This window comes from Aureimonas sp. AU20 (assembly GCF_001442755.1).
Taxonomy (GTDB): Bacteria; Pseudomonadota; Alphaproteobacteria; order Rhizobiales; family Rhizobiaceae; genus Aureimonas.
The window spans coordinates 2,146,810-2,161,540 of the sequence record NZ_CP006367.1 but is presented as its reverse complement, the minus strand read 5'-3'; the positions used below and the strand labels follow the sequence as shown (position 1 = coordinate 2,161,540).

The 14,731-nt window shown below is 67.1% G+C and carries 13 protein-coding genes; 7 read left to right on the top strand and 6 right to left on the bottom strand.

The features are described from left to right. Positions 1–31 precede the first annotated feature (31 nt). Genes M673_RS09540 through M673_RS09530 form a run of 3 tightly spaced genes read right to left on the bottom strand, consistent with a single transcriptional unit; the run spans position 32 to position 2,579 of the window. The gene (locus tag M673_RS09540) at positions 32–604 is read right to left on the bottom strand and encodes a DUF721 domain-containing protein (RefSeq protein ID WP_061975667.1); all 573 of its coding nucleotides are present in this window, start codon (positions 602–604) and stop codon (positions 32–34) included. Next, positions 601–1,830 carry an O-antigen ligase family protein gene (locus M673_RS09535; protein ID WP_061975665.1) on the bottom strand — a complete coding sequence of 410 codons (1,230 nt, stop codon included), beginning with the start codon at positions 1,828–1,830 and terminating at the stop codon, positions 601–603. The genes M673_RS09540 and M673_RS09535 overlap by 4 nt, the downstream gene beginning before the upstream one ends. Beyond that, positions 1,827–2,579: a glycosyltransferase family 25 protein gene (locus M673_RS09530; RefSeq protein WP_061975663.1), complete on the bottom strand. Its 753-nt coding sequence runs from the start codon at positions 2,577–2,579 to the stop codon at positions 1,827–1,829. Before M673_RS09530 ends, M673_RS09535 begins: the two co-directional genes overlap by 4 nt. 102 nt (positions 2,580–2,681) lie before the next feature. Between M673_RS09530 and M673_RS09525 the strand changes: the two genes are divergently transcribed. Continuing rightward, positions 2,682–3,764, top strand: coding sequence for an A/G-specific adenine glycosylase (locus tag M673_RS09525; protein WP_061975661.1), 1,083 nt, complete (start codon positions 2,682–2,684; stop codon positions 3,762–3,764). 181 nt (positions 3,765–3,945) lie between these two features. On the opposite strand, the gene M673_RS09520 is transcribed toward M673_RS09525, so the two are convergent. Beyond that, positions 3,946–5,052, bottom strand: coding sequence for a site-specific DNA-methyltransferase (locus tag M673_RS09520; RefSeq protein WP_061977768.1), 1,107 nt, complete (start codon positions 5,050–5,052; stop codon positions 3,946–3,948). A gap of 441 nt (positions 5,053–5,493) precedes the next feature. Between M673_RS09520 and M673_RS09515 the strand changes: the two genes are divergently transcribed. Further along, entirely contained in the window at positions 5,494–6,177 is a 684-nt protein-coding gene (locus M673_RS09515) for an HAD family hydrolase (protein ID WP_061975659.1), read from the top strand. A 21-nt stretch (positions 6,178–6,198) separates the two neighbouring features. Here M673_RS09515 and M673_RS09510 read toward each other — a convergent pair whose 3' ends face one another. Next, complete coding sequence (locus tag M673_RS09510) at positions 6,199–6,786, bottom strand: hypothetical protein (RefSeq protein ID WP_148640011.1); 588 nt, start codon at positions 6,784–6,786, stop codon at positions 6,199–6,201. Between the two features lie 143 nt (positions 6,787–6,929). On the opposite strand from M673_RS09510, the gene thrC reads away from it, so the two are divergent. Genes thrC through M673_RS09490 form a run of 4 tightly spaced genes read left to right on the top strand, consistent with a single transcriptional unit; the run spans position 6,930 to position 13,207 of the window. Then, positions 6,930–8,339, top strand: a complete 1,410-nt coding sequence (thrC, locus tag M673_RS09505; protein WP_061975655.1) for a threonine synthase — start codon at positions 6,930–6,932, stop codon at positions 8,337–8,339. Next, positions 8,336–9,646, top strand: coding sequence for a M16 family metallopeptidase (locus M673_RS09500; protein WP_061975653.1), 1,311 nt, complete (start codon positions 8,336–8,338; stop codon positions 9,644–9,646). The genes thrC and M673_RS09500 overlap by 4 nt, the downstream gene beginning before the upstream one ends. Positions 9,647–9,656: 10 nt before the next feature. Continuing rightward, positions 9,657–10,298 carry a GNAT family N-acetyltransferase gene (locus tag M673_RS09495; RefSeq protein WP_061975651.1) on the top strand — a complete coding sequence of 214 codons (642 nt, stop codon included), beginning with the start codon at positions 9,657–9,659 and terminating at the stop codon, positions 10,296–10,298. 8 nt (positions 10,299–10,306) lie between these two features. Further along, positions 10,307–13,207 (top strand): EAL domain-containing protein, encoded by a 2,901-nt coding sequence (locus tag M673_RS09490; RefSeq protein ID WP_061975649.1) that lies wholly within the window; start codon positions 10,307–10,309, stop codon positions 13,205–13,207. Positions 13,208–13,240: 33 nt separating this feature from the next. Here M673_RS09490 and M673_RS09485 read toward each other — a convergent pair whose 3' ends face one another. Then, positions 13,241–13,849 carry a YqgE/AlgH family protein gene (locus M673_RS09485; RefSeq protein WP_061975647.1) on the bottom strand — a complete coding sequence of 203 codons (609 nt, stop codon included), beginning with the start codon at positions 13,847–13,849 and terminating at the stop codon, positions 13,241–13,243. Positions 13,850–13,903: 54 nt separating this feature from the next. On the opposite strand from M673_RS09485, the gene M673_RS09480 reads away from it, so the two are divergent. Beyond that, a complete protein-coding gene (locus M673_RS09480; protein WP_062215098.1) occupies positions 13,904–14,728 on the top strand; it encodes a protein-disulfide reductase DsbD domain-containing protein in 825 nt (274 codons plus the stop codon). Positions 14,729–14,731: the final 3 nt, after the last annotated feature.

The window sequence follows — 14,731 nt, the reverse complement described above, 5'->3', positions numbered from 1 at the left end:
CAAAGCGACGCAATTCGCGGTGAAAAGCGCCTTAGCGGCCGTTTCTTTCGCGATCCGCGGCGTTGCGACCGAGAATCGCCTCGCCGAAGCGCTCGAGAGCCGAGCGCAGGCGCGGGCTTTCGATTCGGGCCGTGGCCTCGGCGATCGTGCGCTGATCGCGCGGGGTCAGTGGCTTCACGGGGATCTTCCGGTTGATCCGGTGATGCTCCACGGGCTTCTGGACGATCTTCAACCGCGCGACGGCGGGGTAGCCGAAATAGCCGTTCACCCGGGCGATCAGCTCGTGCGACTCGTGCTGCAGGCGCAGGACGAACGCCCCCTCGCAGGCCACCACCAGCGTCGCGCCCTGGAACGGATCGTCCTCGCTACGCCGGGCCGGCCAGAGCAGTTTTTCCGGACGGCACCCCTGCTCCAGTCGCAGGCCCGCGATCTCCGGCCAGGCAGAAAGGAGCCCTGAGGTCATGCCCGCCTTCTTGGAAACGATCGGGTCCACCAGATCGGCCACGAGATCGCTCAAGGGGCGCGGGCCGCGTGGCCGCTTCTTGCCCTCGCCGCTGCCCTTCTCGCCCAAGCCCTTGTCACTCGGGCCCTTGTCGTTGCTCATCGCATGGTCCGCTTCTCGATCCGCCTGGACAGCGTGGGTTTCCGGCCGATCGCCGCCAGCATGGTTCCCATCGTGCCGAACAACGCGATCAGGGTCCACTCGTTCAGAAGCACGCCGTGAAACGAGCCGAAGGTGAAGAGGAAACCGACCAGAAGCAGGGCGGCTTCCCGCGAAGACCGATCCCGCGTTCCGCGAAAGACGGTGGCGAGAAAGGCCGCGAAGACCGACAGGAGAAGGGCCAGTCCGATCAGCCCGCTCGATATGGCCTCGTCCAGAAACAGATTGTGGAGATGCTGGTAGTAGGTGACCATGTAGCCGTTCGCGCCGGCCTTCTCGCCCGCCGCCGCCATCTTGGACGTTCCGCCGACGCCCAGCAGCGGGTGCTCGCCGATCACCGCCAGCGCCGAGCGCCACATGACGATGCGCACATCCACCGAGCCGGTGACCTTGCCGGTTTCCTCGAAGGAACGCATCTCGGTAACCCCGCTCTCGAACCGATCACTGACGATCAGCCCGGCCGGATAGCTGAGCAGCGCGAGGCCGACCAAGGCCAGCGCCACGACACGCTTCGACGGCCTGCCGAACCCTCGGCCGAACAGTCGAACGAGATCGACCAGGGCGGCGAGGCCGACGATCACGAAGGCGGCTCGCGTTCCCGAAAGCAGGATCGGCACGGCGGAGAGATAGGTCCAGCCCGTGCCGTTCGGCAGCCAGCGCCAAGGCCGGCGTGCGGGAAGCCGCGCCGCGACGCCGACGACGCCCGCCACGAAGGCAAACAGCGCCTCATTGGCGCCGAGCCCGACGCGCCCGTCCGACAGGAGATAGTCGATAGGCGCTGCGACGAGCAGCAGGACAAGCCCCAGGCGCGCGCCGGTCGCCAGCGCATCAAGCGGGCGTGGCACGAGGCAGAGCCCGACCGGCAGGAACACCATGGCGAACTCGATCGCGGCATAGGACAGGACGCGATTGCCCGAGACCGGCTCCCCTCGCACGAGGCTGAGGCCGATCTGCCAGAGCGCCCAGGCCAACAGAAGCGCGCTGAACGCCTTGGGCGCTTGGCGAGAGACCCGGTGGCGGATCGCAACCAGATAGAGGCCGCACGCGGCGAAAAACAGAAAGGCGACCTTGCCCGCGCCCAACATCAGCGCGAGCGAGAGAATGCCCGCGCCGAGGATCAAAGGGTCGATCCGTCGTCGGACGAGGAGCATGCGGCGAACGGAGATCATGCGGGCGTCCTCGGCAGGCGCGCGGTGCGCCCGATGCGGCGCGCGAGATCGCCGGCGCGAAACAGGAGCGTCGGCCAGCGGCGCCAGACCGGCAGCTTCATCGCGCCGTAGCGGCGGGTCTCGCGCGTCAGGCTGGTCTTCGACAGAGCGCCGAAGCCGACGAGATCGGGCCAGATGTCAAGCGTGCGGCAGCCCGTCGCCCAGCCGCGCTCCAGCGCGACATCGAAGGGAAGCTGCATGGGAACGAGCGCGTCGGCCAGCCGCCCGGCCGCCTCGCGTCGCACGATATAGGCGGCGGCGCTGCCGGTCGGGCCGAAATAGGTGGCGAAGAGCTGCCGACCTTGCGCGAGGTTGCGGATCGCCTTGCGGCGAACCCGGCGATGATGGGCGAAGCGCACCACGTCCCAATCGTCGGCCTCGCCCAGTGATTGGAGAACGGGCATGAGCTCGGGCAGCGGGCGCACGTCGTCCTCGAACACGACGCCGGCCTCCGCCTCTCCGGCGGCGATGCGGCGCAGTGCCGCGACATGGCTGACATAGCAGCCATATTCGCCCGGCATCGGCCGCTTTCCATGGCGGCGCAGGAAGCCCGCCCGGTCCAGCGCGCCCTGCTCGGCCTCGGAGACGGTCTTTCCATCCACGGCCGGGACCCGTATCAGGTCGATGCCCAGCGCGGCGGCTTCCGCCCGAACGGCTTCAAGGCGCTCGGGGGACCGATCCAGGTTGATGACGAAGAAATCGATCTTCAAACACAAATCCCATTCGGCGAGGCACTTAAAGCCCGTTTGCATTTTGCAAATGGTGGCGTCGGATGGACGGCCCCATGCCCGAAGTCAAGCGAAGCACGCGGCATGAGCGCGGCGCTTCCCGTCTCCGAGCGGCTTCTGGCTTGGTACGATCGCCACGCCCGCACCCTGCCCTGGCGCGTTTCGCCGGCGGACCGAGCGCAAGGCGTCCGGCCCGATCCCTATCGCATCTGGCTGTCCGAAGTCATGCTTCAGCAGACCACGGTCGCGGCCGTGAAAAGCTATTTCGCCGCCTTCACCGAGCGTTGGCCGACGGTCCAGGCCCTTGCCGGAGCGGAGGACGAGGCGGTGATGTCGGCCTGGGCCGGGCTCGGCTACTACGCCCGCGCCCGCAATCTTCTCGCTTGCGCCCGCGAAGTGACGCTCCGGCGCAACGGCCGCTTTCCCGACACCGCCGCAGGCTTGAGCGAATTGCCGGGGATCGGCGACTACACCTCCGCCGCGATCGCCGCGATTGCCTTCGACGAGCCGGCCCCGGTGGTGGACGGCAATATCGAGCGGGTGACGAGCCGTCTCCATGCGATCGAGACGCCCCTGCCCGCGTCGAGAAAGCTGATCCGCGTGCATGTAGCCGCCATGACGCCTCAGAGGCGCGCGGGGGATTTCGCGCAGGCTATGATGGATCTCGGCGCCACGATCTGCACGCCGCGCTCGCCCTCCTGCATTCTCTGCCCGATCGGCGTGGACTGCGAGGCGCGGATCGAACGGCGGCAGGAGGAGTTTCCGAAAAAGGCGGCCAAGAAGCCCAAGCGCGCCCGGCGCGGGGCGGCCTTCGTGGCGAGACGGCGTGGCGACGGCGCCATTCTCCTGCGTCGGCGGCCGAGTTCGGGCATGCTCGGCGGCATGGCGGAACCCTTTACGACGGATTGGAGCGCCAAGGCCGACGGCGCGACGGGCCGCCAGGGCGCCCCCTTCGCGGCAGACTGGACGCTCGCGGGTGAAGTTGCCCACGGTTTCACGCATTTCGACCTCGCGTTGGAGGTCTGGCAAGCAACCGTAGAAGAAGCTCCGCCTGAGTTCGGCGCCTGGGTGACAATCGATCGGCTGGACAAGGCCGGCCTGCCGACGCTGATGCGCAAGGCGGTGGAGATCGCACTCAGCGGCGCTCCGGTTCGGAAGCCACGCTGATCGCAGGGCTGAGGGCGCCTAACAAAACCTCTGGGTGGAGGATGGTTGAGGGGTTTTCGTTGGGGGCAACGAGCGAGGCGCAGTCGATGCCGGCGGCAGGGCCAAACATTCGCGACGAAGTCAACAGTGGAAAGACTAAGCCCAGCCGACCCCGGAAGGATTTGTCCCGAGTTCTAGAATCCTACAGCCCCGCCTTGGCCATGGCGTCGCGCACGGTCTGCCTGAGCGCGTCGATCGGGGTGAGCCGCGTGCCCTCGCGCACATGCCAGAAGGTCCAGCCGTTGCACGCCTCCAGTCCCTGCACCCGTGCCCCGATCTTGTGGATCGAGGCCGGCTCGCCCACCGCGCAGCGCACCGTTCCGTCCGCCTGCACATGCGCCCGGTGCCGACCCTTGGCGCAGGTCAGCTCCGCGCCCGGCTGCACCAGCCCCATGTCGAGCAGCGCCGCGAACGGCACGCGCGGCTCGGCCCGCTTGCCGGCGTTGGTCGCCAAGGCTTCCGGCGACAAGGGCTCGACCTCCAGAATGCGCTCGGCCGCCGCCTCGATATAGCTGTCCTCGCGCTCGATGCCGACGAAATGCCGGCCCAGGCGCTTGGCCACCGCCCCGGTCGTGCCGGTGCCGAAGAACGGATCGAGCACCACGTCGCCCGGCTTGGTGGAGGACAGGATCACGCGGGCGAGAAGCGCTTCGGGCTTCTGCGTCGGGTGCACCTTCACCCCGTCCTCGGCGCGCAACCGCTCGGCCCCCGAGCAGATCGGAAACAGCCAGTCCGAGCGCATCTGCGTGTCGTCGTTGGCCGCCTTCATCGCGTCGTAGTTGAACGTGTAGCTCTTGGCCTCGGCCGAGCGCGAGGCCCAGATCATCGTCTCGTGGGCGTTCTGGAAGCGCCGGCCGCGAAAGTTCGGCATCGGGTTGGTCTTGCGCCAGACGATGTCGTTCAGCATCCAGAACCCCAGATCCTGCATGATGGCGCCGACGCGGAAGATGTTGTGGTAGGAGCCGATCACCCAGATCGTGCCGCTCGGCTTCAACAGCCGGCGGGCGGCCAGCAGCCAGGCTCTCGTGAAGGCGTCATAGGCCTCGAAGCTCTCGAACCGGTCCCAGTCTTCGGTGACCGCGTCGACGCGCGACTGATCGGGGCGGGTGAGATCGCCGCCGAGCTGGAGATTGTAGGGAGGGTCGGCGAAGATGGCGTCGACGCTGCCGGCGGGCAGCATGGCCATGCGCGAGACGCAGTCGCCCTTGATGATGGTGTCGAGCCAGTCCGGCGCACCAGTGGGGGACAGCGCCCCCGGCGCGCGAAGGGCCTGCGGCCCGGCGCCACGAGCCGTCACCCCGGCCCCCGCGCTGGGCCCAACGCCCGTCTCTGCCAAAGTCCCCGAACGAGAAACCCGAACCGTTCCAGCCCTGGACATGGCGTCCCCCACTCATCAACGCAAAACACGAAAGGCAGCCGATATCCGCCGCCGACCCTCAGACAACATGGTTACCGAAGAGGGTTAATGGCCGGTGAAGCTCGCGCTCGATTGGCCACCGCCGCCCTCCCGTGCTAGAGGCGCCCCATCTCGTGTCTGACCGCCGACAGCCCGAAATCGCATCGGCAGTCCAGGCGCCAAAGGACCGTCCGGGTCCGTCCCTTTGTTTTGCGCCTTCGATGCCGACGGCGTTCTTCCCAGTGCCTTGCCGCGCCGCCGATCGGCCGGGCACACGTCTGAAAGGCAGCTCCGATGGCCCTCTCCCTGATCCTGTTCGATTGCGACGGCGTGCTGGTGGATTCCGAGATCATCTCGGCCAAGGTCGACGCTTCGCTGCTCGGCGAACTCGGCTACGAGATTTCGGCGGAAGAGATCGCGGAGCGCTTCGCCGGCCTGACGCAGGATCGGATCCTCGAACTTCTCACGGCCGAGGCCGGCATCCGCTTTCCCGAAGACTATGCCGACCGGCAGCGGGCGGAACTTGACCGGCGCCTCGCCGCCGAGATCACGCCGATCGCGGGCGTGCACGAGATGCTGGACCGGCTCGACCTGCCGCGCGCCATCTGCTCGAACTCCTCGTCCGAGCGGCTGAAGATCGTGCTGGAGCCGACCAAGCTCTGGGACCGGTTCCGCCCCTATGTCTACGCCGCGCGCGAGGTCGGCACCAAGCGCCCCAAGCCCGCGCCGGACGTCTATCTCTTCGGCTGCCGCCAGTTCGAGACCGAGCCGCGCGAGACGATCGTGCTGGAAGACTCCGTGCACGGCGTCGCCGCGGCCGTCGCGGCGGGCTGCCGCGTCGTCGGCTTCACCGGCGGGCAGCACAGCTATTCCGGCCATGGCCACGCGCTGGCGGAAGCCGGCGCGGAGACCGTGATCAAGCGCTTGTCGGAATTTCCGAGCGTGGTGGACGCGTTTTCGAGCTGGGAAGCGGCCTGACCGGCCGCCCCCATTTCGGGGTCAGCGGCTCGCGGTCTTGGCGCCGGCCGGCTTGGCTCCCGCGGGTGCCGGGCCTTCGTCGAAGCCGGCATAGATCACGAGCGTGCGACCGGTCGGCTTGGGGAAGCGGACGGCGCGATCGACATAGGTGAAGTTCACCGCGCCGCCGCTGGAATCCAGAAGCACGCCCTGCTGGCCGAGCTGGCTGTAGACCAGCTTCCCATTGTCGACGATCGCGACGCGCACCGGCAGGTTCACCGTGCCGCCCTTGGCCGCCGGCCCCGGCACGACCCGTCCCGTCACGGCGACTTCCAGAAGATACTGGCCATCCCGCTCGCGGCAGGAGCGCGTCGTGCCGGTGATCGAGGCGACATAGTCGATCGAGTCGCCCGCGCCCTTGCGCAGGATCGCCGTCCCCTCACGCAGCGCCACGGGCGGGCAATAGTCCGGCACGCTGCCGGCCGTCGCCACCTGGGCGGCCGAGGCGGGCAGGCTGGCCGAGGAGGCGGGCGCTGGCGCGGGCCCCCTGCCCGAGGTGCTGCAGCCGGCGCTGACGAGGCCCGCCAGCGCGAGAATCGCGAGACGATCGAAGGGGGTGCGTGTCGACATATGCATCGGCCGGTTCTTCCCATAGGATGGTCGCTCGGTCTATATCAGGCACCCAGCCGAGTTGCGACCAGTCTCGGCATGGGAAGGGCGAACGTCCCGACATGCCGGAACCAGCCGCCCGCAAGGGCCGACGGGAGTCATCTTTGAGATATGTGAGTTCGCGGGGCGAAGCTCCGACCCTTGGTTTTGCCGACGTTCTTCTGGCGGGTCTTGCGACGGACGGCGGACTCTACGTGCCCGAAACCTGGCCGACCCTCTCGCCCGAGACGATCGCATCCTTCGCCGGCCGCCCCTATGCCGACGTGGCGCTCGAGGTTCTGTCGCCCTTCGTCGGCGACGACATCGCCCCGGCCGATCTGGAGCGCATGGTGCGCGAGGCCTATGCGACCTTCCGCCACCCCGCCGTCGCGCCGCTGGTGCAGATCGGCGACCGGCATTTCGTGCTGGAGCTTTTTCACGGGCCGACGCTCGCCTTCAAGGACGTCGCCATGCAGCTCCTGTCGCGGCTGATGGACCATGTCCTCGCCAAACGGCAGCGGCGCGCCACGATCGTCGGCGCGACCTCGGGCGACACGGGCGGCGCCGCCATCGCCGCCTTCGCCGGCAGCGACCGCACCGACATGTTCATTCTCTTTCCCAAGGGCCGCGTCTCGCCCGTCCAGCAGCGTCAGATGACGACCGCCGGCATGGCGAATGTCCATCCGGTCGCGGTTGAAGGCACGTTCGACGACTGTCAGGCCCTGGTGAAGGCCATGTTCAACGACGCGGGCTTCCGCGCCGAGTCGGCTTTATCGGGCGTCAACTCGATCAACTGGGCCCGCATCATGGCTCAGATCGTCTACTACTTCACCGCCGCCGCCAGCGTCGGCGCGCCGCGTCGCCCGGTGTCCTTCACCGTACCGACGGGGAATTTCGGCGACATTTTCGCCGGCTATGCCGCGAAGCGCATGGGCCTGCCGGTGGAGCGCCTGATCATCGCGACCAACCAGAACGACATTCTGGAGCGCACGATGCAGACCGGGCGCTACGAGATGGAGGGCGTCCACGCCACCATGTCGCCCTCCATGGACATCGAGATTTCCTCCAATTTCGAGCGCCTCCTGTTCGAGGCGAGCGGGCGCGATGCCGAGACGGTGCGCCGCCTCATGCAGCAGCTGCGCCAGTCCGGTGCTTTCACGTTGCCGGAGGATATGGTCGCGAGGATCCGCGCCGAATTCGACGCCGGCCGCACGGACGAGGCCAAGACCGCCGAAACCATCAAGCGCTATCTCGGCACCACGGCCTATCTCCTCGACCCGCACACGGCGGTCGGTGTCTCGGTGGCCGACCGGCACATGGGCGATGTCACGATGATCACGCTCGGCACCGCTCATCCCGCCAAGTTCCCGGCCTCCGTCAAGGCGGCGTGCGGCATCGAGCCGCCGCTGCCGCCGAGCCATGCCGACCTGATGGTGCGGGACGAGAAGTTCGACGTGCTGCCGAACGATCTCGACGCTGTCCAGACCTACATCCGCGAGCGCAGCCGCGCCGTTCGACACGGGGCCGCCGCATGAGCGTCGAGATCACGCGCCTTTCCAACGGACTGACGGTCGCGACCGAAACCATGCCGACGCTGGAAAGCGCGGCCTTGGGCGTCTGGGTCAAGGCCGGGGCGCGTGACGAGACGGAGCGCGAGCATGGCATCGCGCATCTCCTCGAACACATGGCCTTCAAGGGCACGACGCGCCGCACGGCGCGCCAGATCGCCGAGGAAATCGAGGATGTCGGGGGCGAGCTGAACGCCTCCACCAGCGTCGAGACCACGGCGTTCTACGCCCGGGTCATGAAGAACGACGTGCCGCTGGCGCTCGACATCCTGTCGGACATCCTTCTCGATTCGCGCTTCGACGAGGAAGAGCTGGAGCGCGAGCAACAGGTCGTGCTGCAAGAACTCGGCGCCGCCGAGGATACGCCGGACGACATCGTTTTCGACCATTTTCAGCAATGCGCCTTCGAATCGCAGGTGATTGGCCGCCCGATCCTGGGCACGCGCGACAGCGTGCGCTCCTTCACGCCCGAAGACCTGCGCAACTATCTCAAGCGCCATTACGGGCCGGATCGCATGGTGGTCTCGGCCGCCGGCGCGGTGTCGCATCAGGACATCGTGGATCGCGTCTCCGCCGCCTTCGGCGCCGAGATCGCCAGCAGCCCTGGCGGGATCGAACGCACGCCCGCGCTTTATACCGGCGGCGAGTTCCGCGAGGAGCGCGACCTGTCCGACGCGCAGATGGTGCTCGGCTTCAAGGGCCGACCCTACTACCAGCGCGACTTCTATTCCGCACAGGTTCTCTCCATCATCCTAGGCGGCGGCATGTCGTCCCGCCTGTTCCAAGAAGTGCGGGAAACGCGGGGCCTCTGCTACGCCATCTCGGCCTTCCATTGGAGCTTTTCGGACTGCGGCATCTTCGGCGTCCATGCTGCGACCGGCGAGGAAGAGCTTGCCGAGCTCGCGCCGGTGATCGTCGAAGAACTGGTCCGTGCCGCCGAGGGCATCACCGAGAAGGAAGTCGTGCGGGCTCGGGCGCAGATGCGCTCCAGCCTTCTGATGAGCCAGGAGAGCCCGGCTTCGCGCGCGGGGCAGATCGCCCGTCAACTCATGTTCAACGGCGCCATCATCAGCAACACGGAGCTTCTCGACCGGCTCGCCGCCATCACGGCGGAGCGGCTGGCGGGTCTGGCGCAGACGACCTTCGTCGATGCCGTGCCGACGCTCGCCGCGATAGGGCCGGTGTCGCGCCTGCCGTCCCTCGACCAACTGATGCAGGGCGGGGCGACCCCCGCCCTCTCCGGGCGGCCGCGCGTGGCCGCGGCGAACGTCTGATCCAGCCGGCATGGGTTGGCTGGATTGGGTTCAAGCTTCCGCTCAGCCCGTCCTGAGCGGACCCGGCATCCTGCTTCGGATGCCCCGCCGGGGCGACTACGAGCGCTGGCGGGAGCTGCGCGAGGCCAGCCGGGCCTTTCTCACGCCCTGGGAACCCAGCTGGACCGGCAACGAGTTGAGCCGATCGGCCTTCCGGCTGCGACTGGACCGCTATATCAAGGACGCTCGGGAGCGCACGAGCTACACGTTCTTCGTGTTCGACCCGAGCGGCGCCACGCTCTATGGCGGGCTGACACTTGGGCGCCTCCAGAGGGGGGTGGCCCAATCCGCCACCCTCGGCTATTGGATGGGCGAACGCCATGCCGGGCGCGGGATCATGACACGCGCCGTGCGCACGATCTCCGTTTTCGCCTTCGAGATCGAGGGGCTGCACCGAGTGGAGGCGGCTTGCGTGCCGAACAATGCCCGCTCGATCGGCCTTCTGGAAAGCTGTGGCTTCAGTCGGGAGGGCCATCTCAGGCGATACCTGAAAATCGCCGGTGTCTGGGAGGATCACCTGCTCTATTCGTTGCTGGCCGAAGACTGGGCTGCCAGTGGCGGCTATCATGCCGATTCGATGCCCGATCTTTCGCTCGCCGGGACAAGGCCCTGACGCTCTCCATGCCCCATCTCGCCCGCTTGTCGGCCATCCTGTTCTGGGTTTTCGGCTGTTTCCTGGTCGCGCTCAGCGGCACCCTGCCCGCACACGCCTTTTCGCCCGTCAGCATCGGACGGGAGGACGTGGCAATCGATCTCGCCCCCGCCGTGGATCTGCATCGCGGACGCGGTGCCAATTTTCAGGTTTCCACTATTCCGGGCTCGGACGGCATCGTCCGGCGCATCGAGGTGGAATCGAGTTCGCCGAACCCCTCGGGCAACTGGGCGGTCTTCGCCCTGTCCAACAACACGGACGAGCAGATCGACCGTCTTGTCGTAGCGCCGCATTTCCGCCTGTCGGGCTCGGGGCTCATCTGGCCCGATCTCGGCTCGCAGCGCGTCGTCGCCATCACGCCGTCGGAAGGCTTCGCGCTCGACCGGCAGGACAGCCCGGAGGCCGACGTCTTTCTCGTCACGCTCGACCCCGGCTCGGTCATCACCTTCGTGGCCGAACTCGCGAGCGACAAGCTGCCCGAAATCCGCCTGTGGGAGCCGAACGCCTATAAGGACACAGTCAACGCCTTCACGCTCTATCGCGGCATCGTGCTCGGCATCGCCGGCCTGCTCGCCGTCTTCCTCACCATTCTCTTCGTGGTGAAGGGCTCGCCCATGTTCCCGGCCACAGCCGCGCTCGCCTGGGCGGTGTTGGCCTATATCTGCATCGACTTCGACTTCTGGCAGAAGCTCGTGCCCATCGTGCCCGGCGAGGAGCGCATCTGGCGCGCGGGTACGGAGGTCGCCCTCGCCTTCACGCTCGTCGTGTTTCTCTACGCCTATCTCAACCTCAACCGCTGGCATGGCATTCTCTCCGCCTTCACCGCGCTCTGGCTGATGGGCCTCGGCGGCCTCGGCGCGCTGGCCGCCTTCGATCCGCCCATGGCCTCGGGCATCGCCCGAATGTCGATGACAGCCACCGCCGGCATTGGCCTCCTCCTGATCCTCTACCTCTCCGCCGTGCGCTATGACCGCGCGATCATGCTGATCCCGACATGGCTGCTCATCATCGCCTGGCTCGGCACGGGCTGGCTGACGATCACCGGCCAAATCCACAACGACATCATCCAGCCGGCGCTGGGTGGCGGCCTCGTGCTCATAGTGCTTCTGATCGGCTTCACGGTGATGCAGCATGCCTTTGCCGGAAACGGCAGCTTCGGCAGCGGCATTCTGTCGGACATGGAGCGCCGCGCCCTGGCGCTGGCCGGCACGGGTGATGCGATCTGGGATTGGGACGTGGCACGCGACCGTATCTTCGCGGGGTCGGACACGGACGGTCTCGCCGGCATGCCCGTTGCCGCCATGAACGGCCCGGCGCGCGACTGGCTGCCGATTCTGCATCCCGACGACCGCGACCGGTTCAAGGTCACGCTCGACACAATCCTCGAGCACCGGCGCGGACGCATCTCGCAGGATTTCCGGGTGCGCAGCGACGATGGGCATTATCACTGGATGAACCTCCAGGCGCGACCAGTGCTCGGCTCCAACGGCGAGGTCGTGCGCTGCGTCGGCACGCTCAAGGACGTGACGGACCGAAAGAAGGCCGAGGAGCGCCTGCTCCATGACGCACTGCACGATCAGCTCACAGGCCTTCCCAATCGCGAACTCTTCATCGACCGGCTGAACTCCATCGCCGCACTGGCCATGAGCCATGCCGACGTGCGGCCGACCCTCTTCGTGATCGATCTCGACCGCTTCAAGCAGGTGAACGACGATTTCGGCATGGCGACGGGCGACACGATCCTGCTCACCGTCGGCCGCCGCCTGAAACGGGTGCTGAAGCCGCAGGATTCGCTGGCGCGTCTGACGGGCGATCAGTTCGGTCTGATCCTCATGTCGGAAACCGAGATCGGCGCGGTCGGTACCTTTGCCGAGACGCTGCGCGAAGTGGTGCGCGCACCAATCGCCTTCGGCGAGCGCGACATCATCCTGACCGCCTCCGTCGGCCTTACGGGCTGGACCGAAGGCGCCAGCGCAGACGAAGTGCTGCGCGACGCGGAACTGGCGATGTATCAGGCCAAGCGGCTCGGTGGTGACCGGATCGAGCCCTTCCGCCCGGCCTACAAGACGCATTCCTCCGGGCGCGTGGAACTGGAATCCGACCTTCGCCGCGCCTTCGGTCGGAACGAGCTTTCGCTCATGTTCCAGCCGATCGTGAAGCTTTCGTCGGGCGAGATCGTGGGTTTCGAGGCCCTCTTGCGCTGGAACCACGCCAAGCGTGGGCCTGTCTCACCGGTCGAGTTCATTCCGATGGCCGAGAGCACGGGCCTTATCGTACAACTCGGGCAGTTCGCGCTGGACGAGGCAACGCGGCGCCTGTCGGACTGGCAGAAGCTGCCGGGCCAGTCGAAGCTCTTCTGCTCGGTGAATATTTCGAGCCGCCAGCTGATCCGTCAGGACCTTCTCAACGACGTGCGTCACATCCTGAAGCGCTACAACCTGCCGCCGGAAACGCTGAAGCTGGAACTCACCGAGTCGCTCGTGATGGACAATCCCGAGCGTTCGGCCAAGCTTCTGGAGCGTCTGAAGGAGATCGGCGTCGGCCTGTCGCTGGATGATTTCGGAACGGGCTATTCCGCCCTCTCCTATCTCATGCGCTTCCCGTTCGACACGCTGAAGATCGACCAATCCTTCCTGCGCGGCGAGGCGCATCCGCAGAAGCCGATCATCGTGCAATCGATCGTAACCATGGCGCATGAGCTGGGTCTAGCGGTCGTGGCCGAGGGCGTCGACAACGAGACCGACGCCCAGCGCCTACGCCAGCTCAACTGCGAGTATGTCCAGAGCTACATGTTCTCGCCGCCGCTCAGCGCCGAGGAAGCGCGACGCCGGCTGCAGGAGCGCCAGCCGCGCAAGGCGGCTGCCAGCTAGCGGCAGCCGATCGTCCAAGCCGCGAAAGGCGCGTCAGGCGTGGCCGGCTTCGCTGGTCAAGAAGGCAGGGTTGATGCCGAGAATGCCGAGCGCCCGCGAGTATTTGTTGTCGAGCTCGGCGTCGAAGACGATGTCGAGTTCGGCCCGGCAGGTGAGCCAACCATTGGCGGCGATCTCGGCTTCCAGCTGTCCGGCGCCCCAGCCGGCATAGCCCAGCACCATCAGCGCGGTGGACGGGCCAGCGCCGTTCGACATGGCTTTCAAAATGTCGAGCGTCGGGGTGAGCGCGATGCCCTGCTCCACCACGACGGTGGAATCGGAATCGTAATCGTCGGAATGCAGCACGAAACCGCGGCCGCGCTCCACCGGCCCGCCGTGGCAGACCGGCACTTCCTGCCCCTTGCCGGGCAGGCGGATCTCGTCAGGGTCGCTGACGATCTCGAGCTGCGTCAACAGCGCGCCGAAGCTCAGCGGCTGCGCCTTGTTGACGATGAAGCCCATGGCTCCGCTGGATGAATGCGCGCAGACATAGACGACGGAACGGGCAAATCGCTCATCTTCCATGCCGGGCATGGCGATAAGGAAGTGCCCCTCCAGCGAGGAGGCTTCGTCGGATCGGTTGCGGATGTTTTCGAAGTCCATACGCTGAAGATAAAGATGTCCGAGCCGATTTGCACCTGTGACATGAGGGAAGACATGCCGCCTCACGAAATTTCTCCGGCCGGAGCGGCGGTCGCTCGCTGGCTCCGCCCCTTGGCGCTGCTTCCCCTTTTTCTCGCGGCCGTCCTGCCGGCCTCCGCCGCCTCGCAGGCCGAAGTCGAGGGCGCGCATGTCACCCTCACCGCGATCGAGTCGGAGAGTGCGATCCGCGCCGCGCTCGACATTGATCTGAAGCCGGGCTGGAAGACCTATTGGATCTCCCCCGGTGCTGCCGGCCTCGCGCCTCGGATCGACTTCGGTGGCAGCGAGGGTATCACGGGTGTCGAACTCTCCTATCCCGCGCCCACTCGATTCCTGGAGGGTGACATCGAAAGCATCGGCTATGTCGAGCCGGCAAGCATCGCGATCGAAGCGCAGCGCGCGCCCGGCCCTCGCTTAGTCCTGCGCGCGCAAATTCTCATCGGACTTTGCCGCGAGCTGTGCCTGCCCGTCCAACTTCAATTGGAAACGGAGCCGAGCACCAGCCTCGGCGCGCGCGCTGCCGTCCGCCGTGCGTTCGACGCGCTCCCCGCGCCCAATCCGGCGGCCGGGTGGCAAGCGTCGCTCTCGACGGACGGAGCCGCGCTCAAGGTCAGCGGGCCATCCGGCGCGCTCGCCAGCGCCAGCGATCTCTTCGTGTCCGGGCCGGAAGGCTGGGCCTTCGCCAAGCCGTCGATGATCTCCCTTTCGGGCCAAGCCCACGCCGAGCTTCCCTTGCTGTCCCGGCCGGGCACCGGGCCGGCTCTCGAGCGCGTCGATCTCATGTTGACGGACGGGGGCAAGGGCGAGCTAATCCGCGCGCTTCCGGTCCGCCGGAACTGACCG